The sequence below is a fragment of the Shewanella sp. 6_MG-2023 genome, from assembly GCF_030547195.1.
GTDB lineage: Bacteria > Pseudomonadota > Gammaproteobacteria > Enterobacterales > Shewanellaceae > Shewanella.
Genome location: NZ_JAUOQU010000015.1, coordinates 82,393 through 108,073, shown reverse-complemented (window position 1 = coordinate 108,073; position 25,681 = coordinate 82,393). Strand labels below are relative to the sequence as shown.

The 25,681-nt window shown below is 40.4% G+C and carries 18 protein-coding genes; 12 read left to right on the top strand and 6 right to left on the bottom strand.

Annotated elements, in window-relative coordinates:
• Positions 1-383 precede the first annotated feature (383 nt).
• Positions 384-2,267 carry a metallophosphoesterase gene (locus Q4533_RS10795; protein WP_303502725.1) on the bottom strand — a complete coding sequence of 628 codons (1,884 nt, stop codon included), beginning with the start codon at positions 2,265-2,267 and terminating at the stop codon, positions 384-386.
• A gap of 129 nt (positions 2,268-2,396) precedes the next feature.
• Positions 2,397-2,672 carry an HU family DNA-binding protein gene (locus Q4533_RS10790; RefSeq protein ID WP_076539954.1) on the bottom strand — a complete coding sequence of 92 codons (276 nt, stop codon included), beginning with the start codon at positions 2,670-2,672 and terminating at the stop codon, positions 2,397-2,399.
• A gap of 239 nt (positions 2,673-2,911) precedes the next feature.
• Here Q4533_RS10790 and Q4533_RS10785 point away from each other — a divergent pair, with 239 nt between their 5' ends.
• The 3 genes from Q4533_RS10785 (at position 2,912) to rplY (ending at position 5,513) form a co-directional block, all read left to right on the top strand.
• Positions 2,912-4,339 carry a murein L,D-transpeptidase gene (locus Q4533_RS10785; protein WP_102532103.1) on the top strand — a complete coding sequence of 476 codons (1,428 nt, stop codon included), beginning with the start codon at positions 2,912-2,914 and terminating at the stop codon, positions 4,337-4,339.
• Between the two features lie 150 nt (positions 4,340-4,489).
• Complete coding sequence (locus Q4533_RS10780) at positions 4,490-5,038, top strand: DUF882 domain-containing protein (RefSeq protein ID WP_102439896.1); 549 nt, start codon at positions 4,490-4,492, stop codon at positions 5,036-5,038.
• Between the two features lie 187 nt (positions 5,039-5,225).
• Positions 5,226-5,513, top strand: a complete 288-nt coding sequence (gene rplY / locus Q4533_RS10775) for a 50S ribosomal protein L25 (RefSeq protein ID WP_076539958.1) — start codon at positions 5,226-5,228, stop codon at positions 5,511-5,513.
• Positions 5,514-5,580: 67 nt separating this feature from the next.
• Here the strand turns inward: rplY and Q4533_RS10770 are convergent, their stop codons facing one another.
• The 4 genes from Q4533_RS10770 to Q4533_RS10760 form a co-directional block, all read right to left on the bottom strand.
• A complete protein-coding gene (locus Q4533_RS10770; protein WP_303502724.1) occupies positions 5,581-9,525 on the bottom strand; it encodes a translocation/assembly module TamB domain-containing protein in 3,945 nt (1,314 codons plus the stop codon).
• Positions 9,525-11,321 carry an autotransporter assembly complex family protein gene (locus tag Q4533_RS10765; RefSeq protein ID WP_102476113.1) on the bottom strand — a complete coding sequence of 599 codons (1,797 nt, stop codon included), beginning with the start codon at positions 11,319-11,321 and terminating at the stop codon, positions 9,525-9,527. The genes Q4533_RS10770 and Q4533_RS10765 overlap by 1 nt, the downstream gene beginning before the upstream one ends.
• Positions 11,322-11,673: 352 nt before the next feature.
• Positions 11,674-11,793: a hypothetical protein gene (locus Q4533_RS19690; protein WP_368389880.1), complete on the bottom strand. Its 120-nt coding sequence runs from the start codon at positions 11,791-11,793 to the stop codon at positions 11,674-11,676.
• Positions 11,794-11,804: 11 nt separating this feature from the next.
• Positions 11,805-12,023, bottom strand: coding sequence for a hypothetical protein (locus tag Q4533_RS10760; RefSeq protein ID WP_303502723.1), 219 nt, complete (start codon positions 12,021-12,023; stop codon positions 11,805-11,807).
• Between Q4533_RS10760 and Q4533_RS10755 the strand changes: the two genes are divergently transcribed.
• The 9 genes from Q4533_RS10755 to hrpA all read left to right on the top strand — a co-directional run bounded on the left by Q4533_RS10755 (position 12,022) and on the right by hrpA (position 25,496).
• Positions 12,022-12,168, top strand: coding sequence for a hypothetical protein (locus tag Q4533_RS10755; protein ID WP_157936132.1), 147 nt, complete (start codon positions 12,022-12,024; stop codon positions 12,166-12,168). The two genes, Q4533_RS10760 and Q4533_RS10755, sit on opposite strands and share 2 nt — an antisense overlap.
• A gap of 232 nt (positions 12,169-12,400) precedes the next feature.
• Positions 12,401-13,441 (top strand): isoaspartyl peptidase/L-asparaginase family protein, encoded by a 1,041-nt coding sequence (locus Q4533_RS10750; protein WP_303502722.1) that lies wholly within the window; start codon positions 12,401-12,403, stop codon positions 13,439-13,441.
• 763 nt (positions 13,442-14,204) lie between these two features.
• Positions 14,205-14,798: a hypothetical protein gene (locus Q4533_RS10745; RefSeq protein WP_102439886.1), complete on the top strand. Its 594-nt coding sequence runs from the start codon at positions 14,205-14,207 to the stop codon at positions 14,796-14,798.
• An 80-nt stretch (positions 14,799-14,878) separates the two neighbouring features.
• Entirely contained in the window at positions 14,879-15,274 is a 396-nt protein-coding gene (locus Q4533_RS10740; protein ID WP_303502721.1) for an ACT domain-containing protein, read from the top strand.
• Positions 15,275-15,562: 288 nt separating this feature from the next.
• Positions 15,563-16,807 carry an NADH:flavin oxidoreductase/NADH oxidase family protein gene (locus Q4533_RS10735; RefSeq protein WP_303502720.1) on the top strand — a complete coding sequence of 415 codons (1,245 nt, stop codon included), beginning with the start codon at positions 15,563-15,565 and terminating at the stop codon, positions 16,805-16,807.
• Between the two features lie 598 nt (positions 16,808-17,405).
• Positions 17,406-18,329 (top strand): transporter substrate-binding domain-containing protein, encoded by a 924-nt coding sequence (locus Q4533_RS10730; RefSeq protein ID WP_102439883.1) that lies wholly within the window; start codon positions 17,406-17,408, stop codon positions 18,327-18,329.
• Between the two features lie 6 nt (positions 18,330-18,335).
• Complete coding sequence (locus Q4533_RS10725; RefSeq protein WP_303502719.1) at positions 18,336-20,666, top strand: bifunctional diguanylate cyclase/phosphodiesterase; 2,331 nt, start codon at positions 18,336-18,338, stop codon at positions 20,664-20,666.
• A 455-nt stretch (positions 20,667-21,121) separates the two neighbouring features.
• Entirely contained in the window at positions 21,122-21,538 is a 417-nt protein-coding gene (locus Q4533_RS10720) for a CBS domain-containing protein (RefSeq protein WP_303502718.1), read from the top strand.
• Between the two features lie 82 nt (positions 21,539-21,620).
• Positions 21,621-25,496 (top strand): ATP-dependent RNA helicase HrpA, encoded by a 3,876-nt coding sequence (hrpA, locus tag Q4533_RS10715; protein WP_102476070.1) that lies wholly within the window; start codon positions 21,621-21,623, stop codon positions 25,494-25,496.
• Positions 25,497-25,681 lie beyond the last annotated feature (185 nt).

Sequence of the window (25,681 nt, the reverse complement as noted above, 5' to 3'; positions counted from 1 at the left end):
CATGAGTATCTGCCTATCCTTGACTCTCTATAGAGTACGTGTTGATAAGCAGTTACACAAAATTAGTTACAGTCTCTTCGAAGACGGCTTAAAAGATGACATGTCAAACCCGCTGTAATATAGCGCTATTTATCAGGGGCTTACAATCTCTTGGTTACAGCCTCAGTAAATCTACAATCATTTAAGTCAATATCAGTATCTTGCCTGTTATCCTCTCTATGAGTTTGGTTAACTCTTTATCTTAATTAGAGTATTTGGCGTTTATGGGCTAGTACAGCGCTTTTGCTTAAGCTCTTATATTGAAAATAAACACGGAATTACTGACAGGTATGGCATAAATCACTTAAGCGGCTTAAGGTAGCGAGCGTAGTTAATGAGGATTTTTACTCATGTTCTGCCAGCTTTTTTAATAACAGATCACGACGTTTGAGTAACGCCTTGATTTGTTTTCTCTTGAGTAGGCCATTAGTGAGTGTATCTAGGCTTTGATAGTCTAAGTTTTTTAATTGATGTTCAATTTTTAGCGAGTGACGCAAACGTGCCGCCTTTAAATATTTTGGTGCGTGTTTGCCAGTTCTAAAGCTTCGAGAGTGGTCTATCATCCACATCATCCAATCCGCTTCTGTATAGAGAATATTGCTTTGGGTTCTATCTACATTGAAAATTAAAATATCAAACATATTCATCAGGCTGGCTTGGTATGACAGAACGCAATACTCGCTTGGATAACGTTCATCCTCGATGCGATTTTTTTCGTTAAAAGTGTCATCTATCCACAATTGTAGCGAGCCCTGTTTATTTTTGATGGTTCGAAGTACCGTTGGCGGGATCATATTCAATCCAAGGTGACGGGCTATCCTGTACGCTGCTATTTCGTATTTATAACTGTCGGTATTGCGATATTTATCTTTAGAGGCATTTCTGGGGATGATATTTTCAGTTTTAAAAATAGCTTTGAAACGCAGTCCGTTATGTTCCAAATAAGCTTTTTTCGACTGTGTCACACCAGTCCCTATAGGCTCAAGTTTAGTGATAATTGCCTGTGTTAATAACTGTTCCCAGTCCTGATAGCTGTGGCCTTGGTAAATCTCACGGTATTGACCATCGTCAACCTCAAAAGGACGCCATTGATTACCATCAAATTGTTGAAGTTCATCTTTGTTAATGGCTAATAACATTGGATTGCCCTGATAATATTTTCGGTACAGTCCAGTGTCAGTATTGATCACCTTGCCCTTCATTCTGCTTTCAAAAACGCGGCTACTCGTGGTTGTGTGACCAATCACCAATTGTTTGGCCTTATAGTGTTGCAAAACGCGATCAAGTATCTCTTCCTCAAAGATTGGATGGCAAAGAGCTGAGCCTCTATACCAGAATTGACTTTCTCCATCGAGGTAAAAAGACTGGCTGAGATTAACAAAGCTTTGGTACAAGGATTTATGTTCGTCAGAGCCTGCAGATAGTAACCGCCGTGCTATTTTTTCTTGGCGACTAAAGAAATCATCAAGGTGACTTAATGCGCCTTGGAGTTTTAATTGCTCAAAAGCTTCCATGTAATCATGTATTACTTTTGCTGATTCGTTGTTTACTTCGGCTAAGGTTGACAGAGGGAACTTGGCAGAAAGTCCACCATGGAGAAATAGCACCTCATTGATCTTTAATATACTGGGCTTGCTCAACAGCCAACGGCCATATTTACCCTTGGTAGAAAAGAGCTGCATATGGCCAAAGTAGCCGGGAGGGTATTCAGTGTTAAAGGTCGATAATAGCGATTGCTGACTCATTCCGGCACTGGTTTCAGTTGCATATGAAAGGTATTGCTGCCAGTAATTTTCGCGTACGTCCGCAGATTCATCATCCAGGTAGTGTTTATATTCATCAGTGGGTACGTAGTTAAGTTCACGGATAAGGTTCATCAATTCATGATTACCCAACACAAGATGTACTGTGCCTCCTGCTGCGGTGGCCTGTTGCTCTAAACGCATAAACAAGTCCATTACTTTGCGGGAGTCAGGGCCTCTATCCAGCAGATCGCCGACACTGACTAGCTGAGTGTCGCCAGCTTGCCAGTTCAGTTGGTCATCGATAATGCCTGCTGCACGAATTAATGTTTCAAATTCACCATAGTCGCCATGGATGTCACCAACAACAATAATTTTTGCTGTTGTTGATAGCTCAAAGCTCTCGTAGGAGGCTGAGGTTTCCTGTAATGGAATAAAAGTGCATAGCAGTAGAACAACACTTATCACAGCATGGTTAAGGTTCATGGTTGAGCGCTGGGTAAGGTGACTTTGACTTTAAGTTTAGAAGATGATTATGAAATGGTGTAGTTATTGGTAAAAGCCTTGCTGCTATTACTAGTAAAACAAGGCCTTTGAAATGGGATTATGGCTTTATTACTGATTGATGAGTTTTTTCAATCCAGGCGCAGCTTTAAAGCTTGGTTGGTTAAATCCTGGAATTTCCATTGCTTCACCGGTTTGTGGGTTGTAGCCATTTTTCGCTAAATGGTAGCGTAATTCAAATGTGCCAAATTGCGGAATGTAAACTTTTTCACCTTCGGTAAGTGCTTTATGGATCTGAGAAACAATTTGATCGATTTGAATTTTCGCTTGAGATTGTGAGATACCGATGTCCGAGGCCATCACTTGCATGAGTTGTTTTTTATTCATATTAACTGCTGTGAAATTAACGTAATAAGTATTGCGGAGTTTGTTTATAGCAGTTATGCCCATCGTTTAACAGAACTCGACTTATCACAGCTCTACCACTGTCGAATTGCTGCGCTAAATCCGCTATCTATCTCCAACTTTCGTATTATCTTTTAACAGTGTCATATTTTATGTAACACAAGGATGGTATTTCTTTGCCATACTCAAAAGCTCGTAGACAGTATTTAGGAGGATAATTCATGGTGAGATGCTGTTTTCATCGAGTTGCGTTATCTTTTGCAGTGATATTATTCTTGTATTTTACGCCAATGACTAAGATTGCGGCTTCGGATGCGGTTTATAACACCCTTGCGCAACATGTATTATTGATTTCGTTGACTGACTCCAGTGTTCAATGGCAAGCATATTTAACGATTCTGCGCCAGGGTACAGAGGCTGAAAAGCTTGAATATATCGACACAATACAAAATGAAGTTGATAGGTTTTGGGCTGATAAGTCTGTTGAACTGCAGTATCACAATCTGGCTTCCAACGCTTCACTTCAAAACAAAGTTTTTTCTTTAGAGCCTCCGGTAGATGATTACTTGAGAGTTCTTAACCATATTAGACGATTAATGTGGCTTGATAACCGCCATGAATGGCAGCCAATTGTCCCCGGCGGTTTTTTACGGCCTGGCGATAGCCATCAGACTATCAGTGCTATTTCACAGCGTTTATGGTTACTTGGGGACTTATCATCTCGTTCAGAAGCGCAACATATTTATGATGACACTATAGCGAACGCGGTGGTGTCATTTCAGCAGCGTCATGGCTTAAAAGCCGATGCTGTTATTGGTCCCAATACCTTACATTGGTTAAACCAAACACCTAAACAGCGCGCCATATTACTTGCCAGTAATTTTGTGGCTAAAACCAGTTATCAACATCAACTGTCAGAGCGTTATTTATTGGTAAATATTCCCGCCTTTGAAATGGTGCTAGTCAATGATAGTCAAATCGCCATGACCTCTCGAGTAATTGTCGGCAAGGCCTATCGAAGAACCCCTGTGATGTCAGGACAAATATCCAATGTGGTCATTAATCCTACTTGGACAGTACCTAAAAAGCTGTTACGACGGGATATCTTGCCTAAAGTGGCTAAAGATGGTGATTATTTTCGCGATCGACAATTTGATGTTTTTGATCGAGCTGGGATTAAAATTGATAAAACCGCTGATGAATGGCAAATGGCCGCAACTGCAGCCTTTCCATATCGTTTGGTGCAGCGACCCGGGGAAATTAATGCGTTGGGGCGTTATAAATTTCATTTTAAAAATGATCTGAATATATACTTACATGACACACCAGATAAATGGCTTTTTAATAAGGCAAATCGAGCGCTTTCATCGGGCTGTATTCGCATTGAAAAAGTGCAGCAATTGGCTGAGTGGTTCGCGGATAATGTGGTAATAGATAAACGCACTTGGGCCCGTATGCAGTCTAATCAAAAAAATACTCAATGGTTTTCGCTGTCACAGACCATTCCTGTGCATATAGTGTATTGGAATGCTTGGGTTGGTGAAGATAACTTGGCCCAATATCGAAATGATATTTATCATTTAAATAACACAGATAAAACAGTAGTGGCAAATAATGCAACAAGCCCATTGCAGTTGACGTCACGTTAAGTGCCTGACCTTATTAGAAGTTGCTAAACTGCACATGATTTATACATAACTTATGTTCTTTTAGAGTTGCTATTGTTTGCCATAAGCTTTAAATTCATCCTCGTTTGTGCAAAAAGTGCACAGTTTGAATTTTTAAAAAGTGGTGAGTTAATGTCGTTAGTTTGTCCTTCGCGTAGGCAGTTAATCCTTGGAATTAGTGGGGTGGCTGTCGCTTCAATGTTTTCTAATTCCGCTCAAGCAAGCCGATCTACAATAGGGCAGCGTGATCTGAGCTTTTACAACCGTCATACTGGTGAGCGCGGGCAAGGCAGTTTTTGGGTTGATGGTGAATATCGCAGTGATACCTTAACGCTTTTTAGCAATGTATTACGTGACCATAGACAAAACCAAGCGGCGCCGATGGATAAGCGTTTATATGAAATCCTGTATAAGCTTCAACAGACACTGAATAACTCAGATGAAATTCATGTGATTTCTGGTTATCGCTCTCCGATCACCAATAATATGTTAGCGGCCAACAGTAATGGTGTTGCCAAGAAAAGTTATCATATGAAGGGAATGGCAATGGATTTAGCCATACCCGGCATTGCTCTTAAAACCTTACGTGATGCAGCAATGTCGTTAAAAATGGGCGGGGTTGGTTATTACCCTCGTTCTGGTTTTATTCACCTTGATACTGGCCCGGTAAGAAGCTGGTAAAACCCACGGCCTGATATTTAGCATGATTTAAAGGCTATATAGTTAGTTCATGTGGATAAAATACCGGCGTGATGCTTGTTGACGCTATTTAGCTGTGTTAGAATCCGCGCGCTTAGTTTTATAACGAGCACGAGTTGTTATTGGTCGAAAATAACAACAAAAATTATTTTATATAAGTGAGAATTACATGTCTTATACTATCAATGCTGAAATCCGTACTGAAATCGGGAAAGGTTCGAGCCGCCGCCTACGTCATGCGAATTTAGTTCCTGCTGTAATCTACGGTCCAGGTAAAGAGCCTATTTCTATCAAATTCGCTCAAAAAGATATCATCAACCAACAGTTGAATGAAGATTTCTACACAAGCGAGTTAACTATCGTAATCGATGGCAAAGAAATTAAAGTTCGTGCACAAGCTGTACAGCGTCACGCGTACAAAATGCTTATCGAACACATCGATTTCAAATTTGCTTAATTGCTAATTTGAATGAAAAAAGCGCCTTAAGGCGCTTTTTTTGTGACTAAAATTTGGTTTATAACGCTTAATCAATATCAAAGCTATAGTAAATATCTAAGGATTGATTTAAGTTGCCTGATACGGTTTCTAGGTAAAGCTGTGAAAAAATATAATACCTTACCGTCATTTCATAGCCGGGGTTAAAAACACCAATACCGTATTTCACCATCAAGTCTTCGCCAATATAACCGCTAATGGCAAAGCGTCCTTCATCGTTGGCATCAAGTTGTACATTAGAAAAGCCCATTTTTTCAATTAAGCCCGTCGCTGTTGAGCCAATGTTGTTCATTGCGCCGCCGCCAAACTGTGAGCCTAAGCTTAACGCCGCGCTCATCATTAAAGCATTATTTTGATCATTACCAGAGTTCGCAAAGCCTGTGCCGGTGACTATGTAGGATAGAATTTCGGCTTGCTCTTTGGCAGGGTTTGAAAACAAGGTCACTACTGGCTGCATGGCTGTGCCTGTGACTCTCACGCCTGCGGTGAGATCTTCATCTTTGATTTCTTTTACTGCTTCAATATTTAAGTTGGGTACTGAGCTTGGGCCAACAAACTGCACTTCACCAGTACTGATGGTTAGGGTTTGCCCCATAAATTTATAACTGCCATTATTCACTTTAATATCACCAAATAACAGCGGTGGTTTGAAGGCTTGTTGCTGTAGCAATAATGTTCCTTCTAACTTGCCGTTTAAGCCCATGCCATCAATGTTAAGGTTCTTGCCCACATTAATATTGAGATCGGCGACGATAGCGTAAGGGCTGACTTTTTCTTCTTGTTCTGAAATCGAGTCTTTAAATACCACATCGCTAGATATCGCTACACCACCCTCAGCTAGTTGAACTAATGTAATTTCCCCGCTAGGAATATCGACAGTGCCCGTGATCGCCAGCTGATTTTTACTAAAGTTAATTTTTACATCAGGAGTAATATCCAATATTGCGATAGGGGGCTGAATAAAGGCGAGCTTTTTACCTTTTATATCAATTTCACCATTAAAGTTACCCTCTGGCCAAGCCAACTTACCATTGATATTTGCCTGGCCTTTCCCCATGGTTAAATCGCCTGTTACATTACCTTGTTGGCCAGCGAGCTCCATTATTAAATTGATATTTTCAATCAAAGTCGGGTTGTTTGTAGTGGCAATAGCTGCTTTTGATAGTGTCATTTTGCCACCGACTTCAGGCTCATTTAAAGTGCCTAATAAGGTTAAATCAGTGGAAAACAGTCCTTGTAATGTCGCCAGCTCAGGGAAGAAGCCCTGTAAGCCAGTTAAATCTAACTCGTCAATATTGATATGCCCTGATAGCTCTCTTGAAGGCTGGGTGCTGATGTTAACTTGGCTGCTGATATCTGAGATGCTATCTGCTTGCACTGATAATTGACCCGTTAGTTGCTGCTCATCTAATGTGACATGTAAGTTAACTAAGTCGTAAATGATATCGATGCGATCATTCTCTGAGCGCTTTAATTCTAATTTGCCCTCAGATAAGGTTAAATCAACATCTGCTTGTAACTTTTCAACCTCAGACCAATTCAGTTTGGCATCAAGGCTAGAGTCACCAATCCATACCAAGCGTTCGGGTAATATTGGCTGCAGTAGGCGGCCAGGTGTGCCTTGTGCAAGAATATGAATATCCCCTTGGGTACCAAAATTTGCAGGTTCAATCAGGCACAGGCTATTGCTGGGGTGATTAATGCAAAAAGGACTGGCGCTGCCAAGTTGATTGAGTTGATCCCAAACGATCGTGATGGGCTTATCTAACTGCCAATCTCCGAGCATATTGGTTAAGGATAAGGCGTTAACTTCAGTATCAAAGCGTTGTTTATCTGCCGTGTATATATTGCTCAATTGGGTGTTAATGGCTAGCTCTCCACCCGTAGACAGTTGCAATTTTTGCTGGCCAAGATCTCCTGAGGCGATTAGCTCTACGTCAGTTAAGTCCAGTTCGCTCCAGCTAAAAGCAGTACTGGCGAGATTCACGCTAAATTGATGCTCATTTAACGGTAAGTAGTGACCCGTTAATGTCAGTCTGTCGAGCTTCATATCGGCAAAATCAAAATCGGCCACTTGGCCGTTAATATCAACGATAGGTTGTTTGGCATCGCCAGTGACATCGATTTTTGCGGTAATTGACCCTTTACTATCTGGTAGCCACTGGCTGATGTCAGGTACATCAAGTAATGCATCTACATCCCATACTGTATCTGCTTGACCATTGATAAGTAGGGTTGTGCCGAGGGCTTGTGCTTGTAGGTCTTTGGCATTGATGGCGAAGTTATTATCAAATTGTACCTGACCTTTAACGCTAAGAGGGTACTGATTTAAACTGCCGCTTAAATCACTGTCTACAATATTTACTTCCCAGCTAGTATCAGAAACCTTACCTGTGGTGGTTAATATCCCACTGATGTGGCTGCTAAGCTCGGTGAGTTCATAAAGATAATCGATTTTTTCTAGCTGTAAATCAGTGGTGTCGAGTTTGGCTTGCCAGCTAAAATCATTGCCCCAATCAAGACTCGCTTGACCTGCGATATCCCCCGCATCTGAGCTAATGACAATATCTGCAATATCCACATTGGTATGTGATAGCTGCATTGCGCTATTAACTTCAAGCTGCGGGTGATAGGGGCTGAGGAATTGCCCATCAAGGACAACATGTTGTTGGTTGAAGTCACCGGTACTTGATAATGTTTTGATATCAGTGACATAGTCAGGCTTAATCAAAGGCCACTGAATTTGGGCTTTGCTTATATCAATTCGATAAGGCATTTCGGGCTTACTCAAAGTGATATTTGAGTCAAAATTAATGGTAAAGTCACCTTCAGCGGCAAGGGTAACGGCTAAATCATCAAAGCCGTTGTGTGCACTGAGTTTGATTTTTTGCTGGGTTAATTCAGGAATTTCGGCCACATTGTTAAAGCTAAAATCGGCGTTAATATTCATTGGGTAATCGTGATTTAAACGGATATCGCCTTCTAATGTTGCCTCACCGTAATCATGAGTGATGGCTAATTGCTGCACATCAATTAAGTCATCAACATAGCTGCCTGCTAAGGTTATTTTTGCGAAATCATCGGTTCTTGCTCCCAAGACCATCACGCTGTTATTACTAATCAGTTGTTCAAGGTAAATAGGGAATGACATATAAACCACTGGTAATGCTGCCATAGCCCAGTCGTCATTTACCTCAGTGGTATTGTTCGGCGCTGCAACATCATTACTGGCAAGAGGAATATCAACCAGCAAACCGTCACTATAAAGGTAATTAACTCTTAAGCCTTTGCTATTCCATAGTGCTTTGCCTTGCAAGCGGCTGGCGTTATAGCGCATGTCATTTACGCTGACCTCAACTGAGTTTAAGTCTAATTCGTTAAGGCCAATAACTACAGGTAAAATCAGCGGTTCAGGTACTTCATCTTTACTTTCATTAGTTTTATCAGTGTTAGCTGGCTGATTATCTGCTAATGCAGCTTGAGTTGTTCGAGCGTTTGCAACGGTACTTTCACTAGGCACATCATCGGCAAACTCATCAGTAGCTACTCGTACCCGCACGCCACTTGCGTGTAACTTATCGACACAAATTTGCTTGTTAAACAAACAGGTTGGCAGCCAAGATAAGCTTAAGTCATCAACCTCTACCGCTACGCCATCCATTGACCAGCTTGCATGGTTAAATTCGAGTTGCTTATTGATGGTGCCAGAGCGTAAGTCTAATGCGAGATTGGGCACAAATTGATTGGCTAACATCACTGACATACGTGCGCCGAAAGGCGTGCCAATGAGCACTGCTAGCAAAATTAAAATCAGCAGTGGAATATAGATAATCACTCGAGTGGTATGTTTGAAGTATTTCCATAATCGCGCCCAAAGCGTTAATGGCGGCTTTGCTGGCACTTTATCTAGTGGTGTAGCGTCATGGGCTTCATGGTCGTTATGATGCTGGGGTAGCTTGGATTTTTCTGTCATTACAAATCCGTCCCCATGGTTAAATGAATTCGCCAAGATCTATCGACCGTTTCTGTTTCTTTCAAGCCGACACCTAAATCGAATCTAATGGGTCCGATAGGAGAGATCCAGTGAACGCCGCCGCCGACGGAGGCAATAGGTTCAAATGTTTCTGTATCAAAAGCGTTACCCGCATCCACAAAGCTGGCAAGTCGCCATGTGTCAGTTAAATAAAATTGATACTCTAAACTGCCCACCATCAAATAACGACCGCCGACAACCTGACGTGACGTGCTACCGTCTTCGTTGGTGTATTCAATGAATGGCCCTAGCTCTTGGTAGCCATAACCGCGAATACTCTGATCGCCACCGGTAAAATAACGTAGCGAAGGTGATATTTGGGCGATATCGTCACTATCAGCAATGTTGGCGCCTAAGTCGAGTCGGGCTACAAAACGATGCCGCTCGAAAAAGGTATCAATCCATTTAAAGTTAGCTTCAAATTTTAACAGTCGAATTTCAGAGCCTAAATTAGGGTCACCATATTGCATACTGTAAATATGACGGTAGCCCGACTTGGGGTCTAAGGTGTTATCGCCGCGAACGGTTTTGCCAATACCAAAGCCTGCAAGAAGGAATTTTGAATCGTAATCAATATTGGATTGATTATAAAGCTCTTGGCTATATTCAAGTGAATAACCAAATAGCCATTGGTCGGCTAGGGTTTGTTGTCTGATCACCCCGAGTAAACGTTTCTCTGACTCTAGCTGGCCAGTGTAATCGTAGCTTCTATCTTCTTCATTATAATCTTGGGTAACGCCATATTTATCTCGCAGTAATCCAATCTTAAATTGTAGCTGATCATCTAACGGGTGCTTTAACGGAATAGTATAGGTGGTTAAAAACTTAGGCCTGTCAGGTGACCATTCCATAGTAGTTTCTTGAGTATGGCCATAGCTGTTAATTTGCGGCATCCGCCAAGTGAGCCTGACCCTTGGCTCAATGGTTTTTTCGGCATTGGTACCAATATCGGCACCCAAACCTAATTCAAATGAGTGTGTTGGTCTTGGGCTTAAGTCAACTCTGATGGGGACATCGACGTCGGTCATGGCATCAACTTGTGGTAACACTTTGATATTACTAAAGTAGCCAGTATCGATAAGGTTGCGGTTCAATCGATTTAACCGCCGGGTTGAATAATTTGAATTGGGTTTAAACGGGATGAGTTTTTTCATGAACTCATCATTGAGAGTATGACCATGAAACTCGACGTTACCCAGTTGATAGCGTCTACCTGAGTCATAATGCAAGTGGATTTTAGCGGTATTCACATCCCGATTAACCACCACTTCAGCCCGTGAGAATTTTCCATCGAAATAGCCTCTGGCCATAGCTAATGTAACCAGCTGATTTTTTAACTCTTGGTATACGCCGTGATCTAACACATCACCAGGTTTGATAGTTAACTGATCAAGCCAACGATTAAAGCTGTTATCTTCAATCATTTGCTCACTGAATTTAATGTCTATCCACTGAACAATGGTAGGCGCACCTTCATCGATATCGATGTTAAGTTTCCAGGGGCCCTTGGTCGCTTCTTCAACGTTAATCGATACTTTTGCGTGATAATGGCCGATGGATTCCAGCGCGGCGTTAACATTGTCTTCTACAGTAAATAAATAGGCTCTGCGTTGTACTTCAGAATCAGGGTTATTGCCTAAATGCGCTTGGATATTTTTGGTTAACCGTCCTGATGCGCCCGTTACCTTGACCGTTAACCAGTTATCTTTTGCCCAAGCGAAATTAGGTACCATCATGACAATGGCAGCAAAGGCGACAACGCAATATTGAAAAGATTTAAATAACAATTATAGGATGCTTATAAAGGCCATAAACTCATACTGTATTGTCGCTAGAATATGTGAAACAGGCAAGTTGTGGATTGAAATTAACCTTTGAAATGCATAGAAAGAATCGTCTGATTAAAGCATTAATATAAAAACCAGTCATTCCAGTGCTCGGCTTAAGATAGGTTTTGGCCATGCAAGGTCAAAGCTACCTTGATTTTACCTTAATGTTGGAGTGATTTAATCGTCCAAATAAAAAAGCAGAACTAATTACTGTTCTGCTTTGTTGTTTAGTGTTGGTGAAGCTATTAAATTAAGGTTTTTAGAGTTGTCTTAACAAAGAGAATGCTTGTTGAGTACAATCTCGAGTCACCACAAATCCCACCATGTTATCGGCGCTGTCATAGCCTTTAGCGACAATCCCTTGTGATTGAACATCAATATTCCAACGTGCTACTGAGGCTGCATCAGTTTTACCACCAATTTGAATCGGGTAATTAGGGGGGGAACCTTGACCATCATATTGGGCAGTTTCACGCTAGTCACTTCACCCAATAAGGTTTTTGCTAATGCAGACGCACTGATTAAGGTCGGTTGTAAATACGCTTTTACTTGCCCTTCAAATTCAGCGCAATCCCCTAAAGCGTAAATATTAGCATTAGACGTTTGCATGAACTCGTTAACACATATGCCGCGGTTAACCTCAAGCTTGGCAAGTTATTTAGCTAATAGTGAAAAACTGACCGCGATCGCCAAACCGCTGGGCTTGAGTGCAGGTAAATTACATCGATTAATGAAGCGGCTTAATTTAAAGTAAATAATGCCTTCATTAATCTAAAACGATTTAAGGATTTCTGTGGGTTCAAAATTACCCCGTAGGGTGGAATATGGCGCATTTGTGCTGGCAGGGCTTATTATCATGGCTTCGTCACTATCACTATCTCAAAGTGATGAGTTGCAGCTTTGATTAATATTACTTTTCCCATAGAATCAATTCACTTAGAGTATAATTTAGGGCTATAACTTAGACTGTAAGCCCCTTGATAAATATGAGAATAACAATGAATAAATTAACCATGTTGTCATGTATCACCTTGCTGGTTTCGTCTTTTGGCAGTGTTGCCAATGACAAGCCGTTTGCCATTGCGATCCATGGCGGAGCAGGCACGATAAACCCCAGTAGTTTTACTCCTGAGCAAGAACAAGCCTATCGCGCTAAATTAAAAGAGGCCGTTGATACGGGTTATGTGGTGTTAGAAAAGGGCGGTTCAAGCCTTGAAGCAGTAACTCAAGCTATTAATGTTTTAGAGGATTCGCCATACTTTAATGCAGGCAAAGGGGCGGTTTATACCCACAATGAACAGCATGAAATGGACGCCTCTATTATGGATGGAAAAACCATGAATGCAGGCGCTGTATCGGGGGTTAAGCACGTTAAAAATCCCATTGATTTGGCGCGTTTGGTGATGGATAAATCAGTACATGTGATGCTCTATGGCGAAGGCGCTGAAGAGTTTGCCTTAACCCAAGGGGTGCCGCTGGTTGCCAATGAGACTTTTAATACTCAACACCGCTATGAATCATTGCAACGGGCTAAAGCTAAAATGGAGCAAGCAAAATTAGATAATAAAGACTATATCGCTTCCCATAATGCACTCGATGTCGAATTTAAAGTGGGCACAGTGGGCGCGGTAGCTCTGGATAAAAGTGGCAATATTAGTGCGGGTACATCAACAGGTGGCATGACCAATAAGCGTTACGGCCGTATTGGCGATGCACCCATTATCGGCGCAGGCACTTATGCTGAAAACGGTGTATGTGCAGTCTCAGCAACTGGCCATGGTGAATATTTTATTCGCTACCATGTGGCTGGGGATATTTGCGCCAAAGTGAAATACCAAGGTAAATCCATTATTCAAGCTGCCGATGAAGTGATTAATCAGCGTCTTATCACTGCTGGTGGTACGGGCGGTGTTATTGCCATCGATCATCGCGGCAATATCGCCACCCCATTTAATACCGAAGGCATGTACCGTGCGACACGTAAAAAGGGTGAACAAGCCCAAGTGATGATTTGGCGAGATAAGTAAGCCCTTTAGTGCGTTTTTTAATACAAGTATTAAGCACTAGCTAAAAAGGCATCAAGTATTCACTTGGTGCCTTTTTTCTTTTAAGCCTTGTTTAAAACTGTTTAATGTGATTGTGCTTGATTATTAATCACTTGAGGCGGGCAAATATTCCCTTTATCTTAATAGGGTTATTCAAATGTTGAGCCTGTGGTGAATTGTATTAGCAAGATCAATGCTAATAGGTATAACATAAGCGTGAGTCAGCGGTAAGCGATTAAAGTTTCTATAGTGCAAATAGAAAGTGATTGATGGTAACTCGTTAGCTGTTGTTGGACTATAGTTAATAATTCTATTTTTGAAATAAAATGGTCGTTGCTTTGTGTTTTTGTTGCAAAGTTTACAGCTTGTTTTGTTACTGCTTTATGGCTGTTGTACATAAGTATAAAAGTCGAGTTTATATGAGCTAAGCCTCTAAATTATCCGTGAGTTAGATACACAAAACCGTATAGTTATACTGAATTATGATTATGTACCAGCCTCAATAACAAGCTAGCTAAGCACAACACTAAACATAGGTTGTGAGACACAAGCTAAGTAAATGAATATTGAAGGTAGGCGATTAATGGGAAAGTCATTTTTTACATTGAATTTGAATGAATACACGCAAGTTGTGATTTGAAGTAAAAAGGCTACAAATACCTAAACGGCGCTGTTAGCCAGTAATGCAAAGACGATATGTAGTATTTAGGAATTTCTTTAAGATTAAGTATTATTAAGGCTAGTTATGAAAGTGGTTAAAGATGGTGTTTACGAGACGGCAAAAATGAACGTTGTGATTGAGGCTAGCTCTGTCATTAAAACATTCAAAAAGGTGAAGGATTACAAGAAGCGCTACTTCAGAGAAAAAATAGCCTTACAACGATTAATCGGGCTCGATAATTTCCCAAAACTACTTCATTTCGACGATGAAAATACCACGCTGACCATGAGTCGTTTAAAAGGTACTGCACCAGAAACCTTATCAGTGAAACAAATTATCCTGTTACGGGAAATGGTTGCCAATATGCTCGCTCAAGGTGTCGCGCGCCATGCAATGCCTGTGCGAGATTTATTAGCAGACAGTGATGAGAACCTGGGCATGGTTGATTTCGAAAGAATTACATTTCGAAGCTTTGAATGGTCGCCAATTTGGTTGATTGCCAAAAAGGTCAGTCATTACCATTTATATCGTTTAATACGAACTTATCAGCCGCAACAATTAACTGAACAAGAATATGCTTTTCTTGCAAAAACTGACACTATTCGTGATTATCTAATGAAGCTAAAACCATTAAAATTAAAACTAAAAAACATGTTTAAAAACCGCAGTAATAAGTAAGTATTAACTTGCTCCGTGATATAGCGATTTATGCCAAGCTTTAGGTTTAATAATAGCGTGTCAGCAATAGAGGAGTCATCATGTCAGGTATTACAGAGTTAAATGCACTATTAAAGTCGATGGAGCCACAACTGCTGCCATCAGAATTTGTGTTCTGTACGGTTTCAGGCGCGTTAGTTGATTATATTTCCTTTGATCCTGTCGCCACATTTTGTGAAGCAGAAGGATTAACGCTAGTGTTGGATAAAACTGCCGCCCAACAAGCTGGTTTAGGGTTTGAAGGCTCATTTCGCCAAATAACGTTAACAGTGCATTCAAGTCTTGAAGCTGTAGGGTTAACCGCGGCGGTATCTGCCAAATTAACGGCTTATGGTATTAGTGCTAACGTCATTGCGGCTTATTATCACGATCATATCTTTGTTCCATCAGCTAAGGCCGAGTTGGCTCTTTTAGCCTTAAAAGAGTTTAATGCATAAGGATAAATTCTTTTATCAGCCTGCTTGCGTGGGCTAATACCTCGCTTACTTTTACCTCTCTTACTTTAATTTAGTCGTCATTTTGAAGCGCATCTAAACACCAATCGAGTTTGTTCTATCTGAACTGTTCTACATCTGTCCAGTTTTGCTGGTCACCCAGCCTGTTAATATTTTTTGAATCAAAAACAGCGCTTAAATGGGTCATAAAGGCGCTAAATACTCGGAACTATTGGTAAAATAGCGCATAATCACTCATCAAATAAAAATAATATAACAGTAAGAGTTAGTATGAATTCGATAAATCTCAGTGAACCTTTTTCTCTCAAAAATGGCCAAGTCATTAAAAATCGTCTGTTTAAATCGGCGATGAGTGAGCAGCTCGGCGATAAGCAGCATAATCCAACTACTGGTTTAGTCACTCTTTATCAAAGCTGGGCTGAAGGTGGTATTGGTTTATCTATAACCGGTAATGTCATGGTGGATAGAAGTGCACTTGGTGAACCTAAAAATGTCGTTTTAGATGAGCAAAGTGACTTAGCATTATTTAGTCAGTGGGCTAGTGCAGGAAAGCAAAATAGCTCACAAATATGGATGCAACTTAATCATCCAGGTAAACAAATCCCTAAATTCTTATGCGCTGAGCCCGTCGCTCCTTCTGCAATATCTTTAGGGCGTGGATTAGAAAAAGGCTTTAATACGCCGCGCGCACTCAATGAAACCGAAATTCATCAAATCATAAATAAATTCGTCACTAGCGCCAAGCTTGCAAAACAAGCGGGTTTTACTGGAGTACAAATTCACGGTGCTCATGGTTATCTTGTCAGCCAATTTTTATCAGCAAGGCACAATCAAAGAGATGATAAATGGGGCGGCTCATTAGAAAACCGACTTCGATTTGTACTCGAAGTCTATCGCGCAATACGTAAAGAAGTGGGTGATGATTTTCCTGTTGGAATTAAGCTTAATAGCGCCGACTTTATGAAAGGCGGCTTCACCGAAGAAGAGTCGATGCAGGTTGTGCAAACACTGAGTGATCAGGGTATCGATTTAATCGAAATATCGGGTGGTACTTACGAAAGCCCGTCGATGATGGGCTCTAAAAATAAAACTGAACCTGTAAAGGCAAGCACAATAAAGCGTGAAGCTTATTTTATGGATTACATGGTACAAGTGAGAACGCTGGTTAGTACTCCGCTGGTGGTAACGGGTGGCTTTCGAAGTGCGCCGGCGATGAATGAAGCACTAAATACTTCGGCTACAGACTTTATTGGCATTGCACGAACTATGGCGGTAGACCCTGATTTTCCCAATAAGTTAATTGAAAATCCAAACTATGGCATGCCGCTAACTGTTCCAACTACTGGCAAACCTGCGCTAGACAAAATAGGCATGGTTGGACTGGTGTGGTATGAACACCAAATGTGGCGTATCGCCGCAGGTAAAAAAGCCGACCCCAAATTAAGTGCCTTTGGTGTGGTGTTCAAAACTATTCTAAGTGCTGGTTTACATGCGTTTAAAAAGCGCCGGGCATAGGCAGAAAGCACATAAAAGAACAGGGCTTTATTCATCGATGTCGTGACTCTACCCTCAACGAAAATGTTGCTCGGACATGTTGTAACGTCGATGAGTTCAGCTCACATTTATGTAAGCGGGGCATGTTAAATTCTAAACATCGACCCTAAACTCTAAACATTAGCTGAGATAGGTAATGGATTAGATTAAAGCAAGAACAATTAAGTACAGCTTTGGCTAGCCTCGAGCATAATCATCGAGCTTTCCATTTCGGGAAGCAAAGCCCTTTATAATGATGTGCTAATCAAATCTCTGATAAATTTTATTTTGAATATCTTGTATTAGCTTTTTATCTCCTGTCTGTATACATCCTAAGTAACCTTCTGTTTTTAAGTTATTTAATTAATTTTAAATGAGCCTAAATTAATATTTTTTGTCAAGAAAGCATGAAGCTAAAATAAGTTTTTGTTACTCCGGGAACAGAAAATAATTGACTGATGAACCATAATGTCATTTGAAGTGACATTGTTATCAAAGATAACAAGATGAATATCGTCTATATTGATGTGGTGAGTATCTATTTGTATTAAGTGGGTAGTTTAAATTAGTTGGAAGTAAAATGTTAAATAAAAGAAGCCATATAAACTTATTAAATACATTATGGTTGTTTTGTATTGTTATTTTTAGTCCTCAGTCTCTTGCGTATGATCTTCAAGAGGTTAAGGAATCAGGGGTGCTCAGGCATATTGGCGTTCCCTATGCAAACTTTGTCATTCAATACCCACAAAACGAGAAAACAGTCCTAACAGGTCTCGATGTGGAGCTTATGCAAGGCTTTGCAGAATATTTAGATGTTGAATATCAATTTGTTGAAGCATCTTGGAGCAACCTAATTGGTAAAATTAATGGCCAAAATGCAATCTTTGTAGACAAAAATATTCAGTTAGGATCAAAAGAAGCAATACAAGGCGATGTTATTTCTAATGGATATACCATTCTTGATTGGAGGACTCAACTTGTCGATTTTTCCGAAGTGTATTTTCCATCGGCAGTATGGCTAGTCGCGCGGACAGATTCTAGCTTACAGCCAATTAAGCCTAGTGGTTCGATTACTACTGATATTCAAACGGTAAAATCAAAGCTTTTGGGAAGAGATGTTTTGGCAATGAAGCAATCTTGCTTAGATCCAGATTTATATAATATGGCGCAAACAGGGGCCAATATTATCTTGCCAGTAAAGGCGCGCAAGCTAAATGAAATGGTTCCCGCTATTCTAAATCAAGATGCTGAAAGTACCTTGCTTGATGTACCAGATACACTGATTGCACTGCAAAAGTGGTCGGGCGAAATAAAAGTCATTGGCCCAATATCTGAAGAGCAGCGTATGGCTGTCGCATTCCGTAAAAATTCACCTGAATTACGAAAAGCATTTAATACTTATTTTAAAACAACATTAGTTGACGGCAGTTACATAAAGTTAGTAAAAAAATATTATCCCGATGTCTTCTATTTTTATCCTCAATTTTTTGAAACGTTAGATTAATAGCTGATGAAAGTGATAAAGTTTTTTAGTACTAAAAGTATCATCATAATTGGTGCCGCTATTCTGATTGCGTATCTTGGGTTAATTCTTACTGTCACTCATTTTGGGCAGAGTAAACTCCAAAAATCTCAGGTTAACGTATTGCAGCTTGAGGTCAGTCAATATGTAAAAACCATTGAGTTTATTCTTTCAGTGAGTCAACAATATGTCATTGATTTAGAAGATGATAAAACGGTTAGTACTTTTTTTGCTAATCTCCATTCCGGTATGTCTATGGAGTATGGGCTTGGTTCAAGTTTAACTAATTTACAAAGGCAGTTAGGTTCTTTTGTTGTAAATAGTCAATTAGATGAGCATAAAATATTCAATCGTGTGGTGTTAATTGATTTGTCTGGCAATGCAATCGCAGATACTCATACTGATTTATTTTTTGATAAGGCGAACATTTCAAAGGAAAAAAGCCTAGAACAACAAAGTGAGATTTTTGTAGTAGAAGGTTCCAACGGATTAAAAATACAGTTACATAAAACCGTTTTTCATCAAAGAAAACCTGTTGGAGTATTTGTTGCTGACCTTAATTTACACTTGGTCATCAATCAACTTAAATTACAAAATACTGCTGACCGTCATAGTCGTTTGCAGCTGACAGCCCCTAATGGTAAATCATTACTCATCTGGGACTCTATTTCATCTGACAATAAAAATAATCTCACTTTAAAGCCTGAATTAGCCAATAACATTGCAATTGATAATGAAATTGCAGGTGTTGATTTGTATTTAGAGAGTTGGTTTGAACCTATTTTTGATCAAGATATTCTTACTTCTTCTAATTTCACTTTAATCCTTTCTTTTCTTGCTATCCCCTTGTTATTTGGTCTTTATTACTTATTGAAAATTGATAAGAGTAATACCATTTTACGCACTCAAATTAATGTTTCGGTTGAAGAGCAAGATAAATTAAGTCAGCAAAATGTTTTGTTAGAACGTGAAATAAAAAGGCGTAAACAGTCGGAAAGCCAACTCGCTTATCAAGCAACCCATGACGAACTTACCGGCTTGGTAAATAGGAATGTTAGTCATACATACTTAAGTCAAACTATTCAGCAATCACAAATAAACAATACTCAAATATTAGTCATGTTTATTGATTTAGATAACTTTAAGAAAATTAATGACACATTAGGTCATGCAGCTGGAGACGATATCCTTAAAATGGCAAGTCGTCGCCTACTTGATACCGTGTATGAAACGGATATGGTTGCCCGGTTGGGAGGTGATGAATTTTTACTCATTGCTCAGTCTCAAATGAATATAGGTAGAGCAACAGATCTGGCAACTAAAATTCTTAGTATTTTTGATGAACCATTTATCGTAAATGACTTTGAATTTTTTATAACGGCGAGCATTGGCATGTCTATGTATCCAATGGATGGATATGACCCTGAAACATTGCTGAAAAATGCAGATATGGCCTTGTATCGTGTGAAAGACTCTGGCCGGAATGACTTTAGTTTTTATGACTCAAGTTTAAATGAGTCTTTATTGCAGAGTGTCTTATTAGACAAACGTTTACGCTTGGCGATTAATAATAATGACATTGAGATGTACTATCAACCAATTATCGACCTAAAAAGTGGCAACATTGTTGCTGCAGAAGCTCTTATGCGCTGGCATGATAACGAGTTAGGCTTTGTTGCACCTGATATATTTATACCGTTGGCAGAAAAAAACGGTTTGATCCATCAACTTGGTGAATTGGCACTTTTGCAAGCTTGCTATAATACGGCAGAATGGCAAGAAATTACCCCAATAAATATAGCGGTTAATTTTTCTAGTGTGCAATTTAGGTATTGTAATGCTCTCCTCGAAAAAATTGAAACAGCCTTAAATGAGAGTCAACTCCCTGCAGATAAATTGACCATTGAAATTACAGAAAGTCTGTTGATCGATCATAATAAAGACTTACTTAATATGCTTAATAAGGTTGATAAACTTGGCATCGGTCTGTCTATTGATGATTTTGGTGTGGGGTATTCATCATTAAGTTACTTACAAAAATTTCCATTTTCAAAACTTAAAATAGACAAAGCATTTATGGATGGTTTGCAAACGAATGCAGCTAATCGGTCATTAGTGACAGCAATATTCGCAATGGCAAATGCACTAAATTTAAAAGTGATCGCTGAGGGAATAGAAGAGCCATATCAAGCGAAATATTTAGCCGATATGAAATGTGAATTTGGTCAAGGGTATCTGTTTAGTAAAGCGGTAACCGCTGATGAATTTAAACAGTTATTACTTAAAGATAAACAACACCCTTTAGGCTTGGTCATTTAACCAACGGATTATACATGGCTTACATAGTCATTTTATATGATTCAGCTAGACCCTTTCTAACTCCTATTGAATCTAGTCGTCATTCAGTGGTTTAGCGATTATCCATTTGCGATTATCCATTTGCGACTATCCATTTGCGATTAACTGGCCAAAGGGGATAGCGAATCAAAGTGACCAAACGTGTCTATCTAAATATGAGTTTTAACTAACTTCTCAAGCGGACAAAACGTAAACTAAACTCCCCCATGTATTCACAAACACAAATTCCTGTTACCGCAATCGACTTATTCAATCAACGAATGTTGTTAAATTTGACTACACTCAATAAGAGTACTTAATGAGTACATTGAAAATAGCTGTCATAGACACAGCAAGCTAGTTTATTGAGCCAATAAGGTAAGCACCAGTGGCTCAATAAATCACCAGCGCGTTATGAATGAGTTAAGGGGTAATATATGGATTCAATAAAAATATCTGAATATATGGATCGACAACCCGTACTGTTAAAAGCCGAAATGTCATTGGCTACAGCTGTGGAGCATTTATTAAGCAACAAAAAAGCGGGCGCCGCCGTTATTGATAATAGCGGCGCATTGGTAGGCTTTTTATCTCAGCAAGATTGTATGTCGGTAATGCTTAAAAGTAGTTATCACTGCGATATGACAGAAACTGTGAAAGATTGCATGCAAACAGAGGTACTAACCGCATCGCCCGATGGCAGTATTTTACAACTTGCAGAGCAAATGCTGGGGGCGAAACCTAAAATTTATCCGGTAGTAGAAGGCGGTAAAGTGATTGGCACCATTAACCGAACCAATGTACTAAGTGCGATGAATTTGTACATGCAGCAATGTTATTTAACCCCAGCATAGGCAGGAAAAGTCTAAACTAATACCATTCAGTCTAGTTCCTTGCTAGGATCGCATTTTTTGAAATACTTGCTAGGAATTAGATTTGAATTCAGATCAACACCCGCTCTCTAAAGCATACCTAAACTCATGTTATCAAACCGATGCGGCTAAAATTCGTCGTCGGTTGTTTCAGTTAAAAAAAGAGCCGCAATCTGAAAAGAAAGATCAACTCCTGGCTAAGTTATCAGAGCAAGCCGTTAAAGCGTTTGATAAAGCCCAATATAGGCTTAATAACATTCCTAAAGTGAGTTACCCTGACTCGCTACCTGTATCGCAAAAACGTCATGATATTGCCTCAGCCATTGCCAATAATCAGGTGGTGATTGTTGCTGGTGAAACCGGCTCAGGTAAAACCACTCAGTTACCGAAAATTTGTTTAGAGTTAGGCCTAGGTACACGTGGTTTAATTGGTCATACACAGCCAAGACGACTGGCAGCAAGAAGTGTGGCAAATCGCGTCGCTGAAGAGATAAACAGCCCGCTAGGCGAGGTTGTTGGCTTTAAAGTCCGTTTTGCTGATGCCATTAGTCCAGATAGTTACATCAAGCTAATGACCGACGGTATTTTATTAGCGGAATTGACCTCTGATAAGTTCTTGAATCAATACGATGCCATCATCATTGATGAAGCTCATGAGCGTAGCCTCAATATCGATTTCATTTTAGGCTACTTAAAACAAGTGCTTAAAAAGCGTCCTGATTTAAAAGTTATTATTACCTCAGCAACCATTGATGTTGAGCGCTTCTCGAAGCATTTCAATCAAGCCCCTGTCATTGAAGTATCTGGACGTACTTTCCCGGTTGAGACTCGCTACAGGCCATTAGTCCGTGATACCGATGCAGACCTAGATGTCAGTGACGGTATTTTTTCTGCTGTTGATGAGTTAATGGCAGAAGGCCCTGGTGATATCTTGATTTTCATGAACGGTGAGCGAGAAATTCGTGATACCACCGAAATGCTGCGTAAGCAAAACTATCGCGATACAGAAGTGCTGCCGCTATATGCGCGTTTATCCTATGGCGAGCAATCAAAAGTCTTTAAAAGTCATGTAGGCCGCAGAATTGTATTGGCAACCAATGTCGCTGAAACATCATTAACGGTACCTGGGATTCGCTATGTTATTGATCCCGGCACAGCGCGTATTAGCCGCTACAGTTACCGCACTAAGGTGCAGCGTTTACCTATTGAACCAATATCACAAGCCAGTGCTAATCAGCGCCAAGGTCGTTGTGGTCGTGTTGCGGCGGGTATTTGTATTCGTTTATACGATGAAATGGATTTTATGCAGCGTCCGGAATTTACCGACCCTGAAATCCTGCGTACTAACTTAGCATCGGTTATTTTGCAGATGTTAGCCATTGGTTTAGGCGATATCGCTGGATTCCCGTTTATTCAGCCGCCAGAAGAGAAACACATCCGTGATGGTTTCTTATTGCTTGAAGAGCTACAGGCGGTTAAAAAGCAGCGCAAAGATCTGGTGCTGACAAACTTGGGTCGAAATCTCGCTAAAATCCCGTTAGATCCTCGCTTAGCCCGTATGGTGCTTGAAGCAAAAGATATGAATTGTCTACATGAAGTGATGGTTATTGCTGCTGGTTTGTCGATTCAAGACCCACGCGAAAGACCCATAGATAAGAAGCAAGCGGCGGACGAGTGTCACAAACGCTATACCGATAAAGACTCTGACTTTGCCAGTTGGGTTAATTTGTGGAATTACATTAAAGATCAAAAAAACGAGTTATCGGCAAGCCAATTTAGAAAGCAGTGCCGTGAAGAATATTTAGCCTATTTACGGGTACGTGAATGGCAAGATTTATACACCCAGCTTAAACAAGCCGTGCATGACTTAAAGTGGCGTTTAAATGATACCCCTGCAAGTTATGACAACCTGCATAAAGCCTTATTGTCAGGTTTGTTGAGTCATATTGGTTTTAAAGATGCCAATAACGAGTACCTTGGTGCCCGTAACCGTAAGTTTTTTGTGTTCCCGGGGTCACCACTGGCTAAAAAAGGCCCTAAGTGGATCATGGCAGCAGAGCTAACTGAAACCTCGCGTTTATTTGCTCGCTGCTGCGCCAAAATTCAGCCTGAATGGTTAGAGCCTCTTGCTGCGCATTTGATTAAGAAAAATCATATCGAGCCGCACTTTGAAGCCAAACCCGCCAGTGTTATCGCTTTTGAAAACCAAGTGCTTTACGGCTTAACCGTGGTTAATCGCCGCCGAGTGCAATATGGCCCGATAGAACCTGTGGAAGCGCGGGAGATATTTATTCGCAGCGCATTAGCAGAAGGGCAGTTACAAACCAAAGAACCGTTTTTTGTTAAAAACCAGCAGCTACTTAATGATATTGAATCCCTAGAGCACAAATCACGTCGCCGCGATATTTTAGTTGATGAACAAGTGCTGGTGGATTTTTACGAACCGATAATTCCGCAAGGGATTTATAACGCGCCACTATTTTTTAAATGGTGGAAAGAAGCCCGTAAAGCCTCACCTGAGTTACTTGATTTTAACCAAGAGCTGTTAATGCAGCGCAGTGCTGACCATGTTTCAGCATTGGATTTTCCTGAGATTTGGCATAAAGCCAACTTGGGCTTAAAAGTGAGTTATCACTTTGAGCCCGCGGCGGTTGATGATGGCGTGTCTATTCATATTCCTGTGGCGTTAATTAACCAAATTGATACTGCAGACTTTGATTGGTTAGTGCCGGGGTTACGCGAAGAAAAAGTAGTGGCGCTGATTAAATCATTACCTAAAACCCTGCGTCGTAATTTTGTCCCCGCACCTGATTATGGCCGAGCTTGTGTACAAGCGATGGAGCCGTTTGCAATGCCAATGCTTGATTCTATGTGCAAACAGTTATTAAGAATGACAGGGACCCGTATTAGCGCTGATGATTTTGATTTAAGCCAGTTAAGCGCGCATCTGACAATGAATTTTAAAATTGAAGATGATAAACATCGCTTGGTAGATCAAGGTAAAGATCTCGATGCCTTGAAAGATAAACTGCAAGGTGTGGTGGCTAAAGCCATTCGTAATGTCGCTGAAGATGGCATTGAAAAGAAAGATATTACTACTTGGTCATTTGGCGACTTACCTAAGCAATATCAAAAACGCAGGGGCAACTATGAAGTTAAAGCATATCCAGCGCTAATTGACGAGAAAAGTCAGGTGTCGATTAAACTGTTTGATGATGAATTTGAGGCAGAGCGACATCATAGAGCAGGTTTAAGACGCTTATTGCTGATTAACATTCCGTCACCGGTTAAGCATTTACAAAAAGCATTGCCTAACAAAGCCAAGCTTGCGATGTATTTTAATCCGTTTGGACAAGTACAGTTGTTAATTGACGATATAATTTCGGCATCAGTGCAGCAACTACTTGATGAAAAACAATTAGATGTGCGCAATGAACAGCAATTTGAGCAAGCTAAAGATTGGGTTAGACAAGAGCTTAATGGCTATGCTGAACAAATCTCACTGCAAGTGGAGCAAGTGCTGACTATCTATCAACGCATCAAAAAACGCTTAAAAGGCAAGATCAGCTTAGATATTGCCTTTGCGATGAGTGACATCAACAACCAGCTTGATAAGTTAGTGTTTAGAGGTTTTGTTGAGCATTGCGGTTGGAAACGGCTCGCTGATGTCGGCCGTTACCTTAAAGCGATAGAGAATCGCCTTGAAAAGCTGCCTGTTGACCCAACCCGTGATCGCTTACATATGGTGAGCATTAGTAAACTTCAGGACTTACTTTCAGCGCAATTAGCCAAGGTACCTAAAACTCAACCAGTGCCAGAAGCACTGCTTGAAGCCCGCTGGATGATAGAAGAATACCGAGTGTCTTGCTTTGCGCAGGTACTTGGTACAGCTTATCCTATTTCTGAAAAACGGGTCGTCATGCATATAAAGCAGGCATGATGGGTGACTAATCCTGTTTGTTAAGTTTAAATACCAATAAAAACGCGTAATTTACGCGTTTTTTTATGGGTAAATTTTGCGCCGCCGCGAGTGACAAGTGTTTAAATGCCCTGACAGTGAAATCTGTTGTTGAAGTTAAAATTCTAACAATTTAATGCTAATTTGTGCTCTTTTATGAAAGGCTT

Coding starts and splice junctions, on each gene's coding strand:
- Q4533_RS10795 (WP_303502725.1), bottom strand. CDS start 2,267: ATGAACCTTAACCATGCTGTGATAAGTGTTGTTCTACTGCTATGCACT.
- Q4533_RS10770 (WP_303502724.1), bottom strand. CDS start 9,525: ATGACAGAAAAATCCAAGCTACCCCAGCATCATAACGACCATGAAGCC.
- Q4533_RS10780 (WP_102439896.1), top strand. CDS start 4,490: ATGTCGTTAGTTTGTCCTTCGCGTAGGCAGTTAATCCTTGGAATTAGT.
- Q4533_RS10725 (WP_303502719.1), top strand. CDS start 18,336: ATGAAAGTGATAAAGTTTTTTAGTACTAAAAGTATCATCATAATTGGT.
- rplY (WP_076539958.1), top strand. CDS start 5,226: ATGTCTTATACTATCAATGCTGAAATCCGTACTGAAATCGGGAAAGGT.
- Q4533_RS10785 (WP_102532103.1), top strand. CDS start 2,912: ATGGTGAGATGCTGTTTTCATCGAGTTGCGTTATCTTTTGCAGTGATA.
- Q4533_RS10745 (WP_102439886.1), top strand. CDS start 14,205: ATGAAAGTGGTTAAAGATGGTGTTTACGAGACGGCAAAAATGAACGTT.
- Q4533_RS10740 (WP_303502721.1), top strand. CDS start 14,879: ATGTCAGGTATTACAGAGTTAAATGCACTATTAAAGTCGATGGAGCCA.
- Q4533_RS10755 (WP_157936132.1), top strand. CDS start 12,022: ATGAACTCGTTAACACATATGCCGCGGTTAACCTCAAGCTTGGCAAGT.
- Q4533_RS10765 (WP_102476113.1), bottom strand. CDS start 11,321: ATGATGGTACCTAATTTCGCTTGGGCAAAAGATAACTGGTTAACGGTC.
- Q4533_RS10750 (WP_303502722.1), top strand. CDS start 12,401: ATGAGAATAACAATGAATAAATTAACCATGTTGTCATGTATCACCTTG.
- Q4533_RS10790 (WP_076539954.1), bottom strand. CDS start 2,672: ATGAATAAAAAACAACTCATGCAAGTGATGGCCTCGGACATCGGTATC.
- Q4533_RS10720 (WP_303502718.1), top strand. CDS start 21,122: ATGGATTCAATAAAAATATCTGAATATATGGATCGACAACCCGTACTG.
- Q4533_RS10760 (WP_303502723.1), bottom strand. CDS start 12,023: ATGCAAACGTCTAATGCTAATATTTACGCTTTAGGGGATTGCGCTGAA.
- Q4533_RS10735 (WP_303502720.1), top strand. CDS start 15,563: ATGAATTCGATAAATCTCAGTGAACCTTTTTCTCTCAAAAATGGCCAA.
- Q4533_RS10730 (WP_102439883.1), top strand. CDS start 17,406: ATGTTAAATAAAAGAAGCCATATAAACTTATTAAATACATTATGGTTG.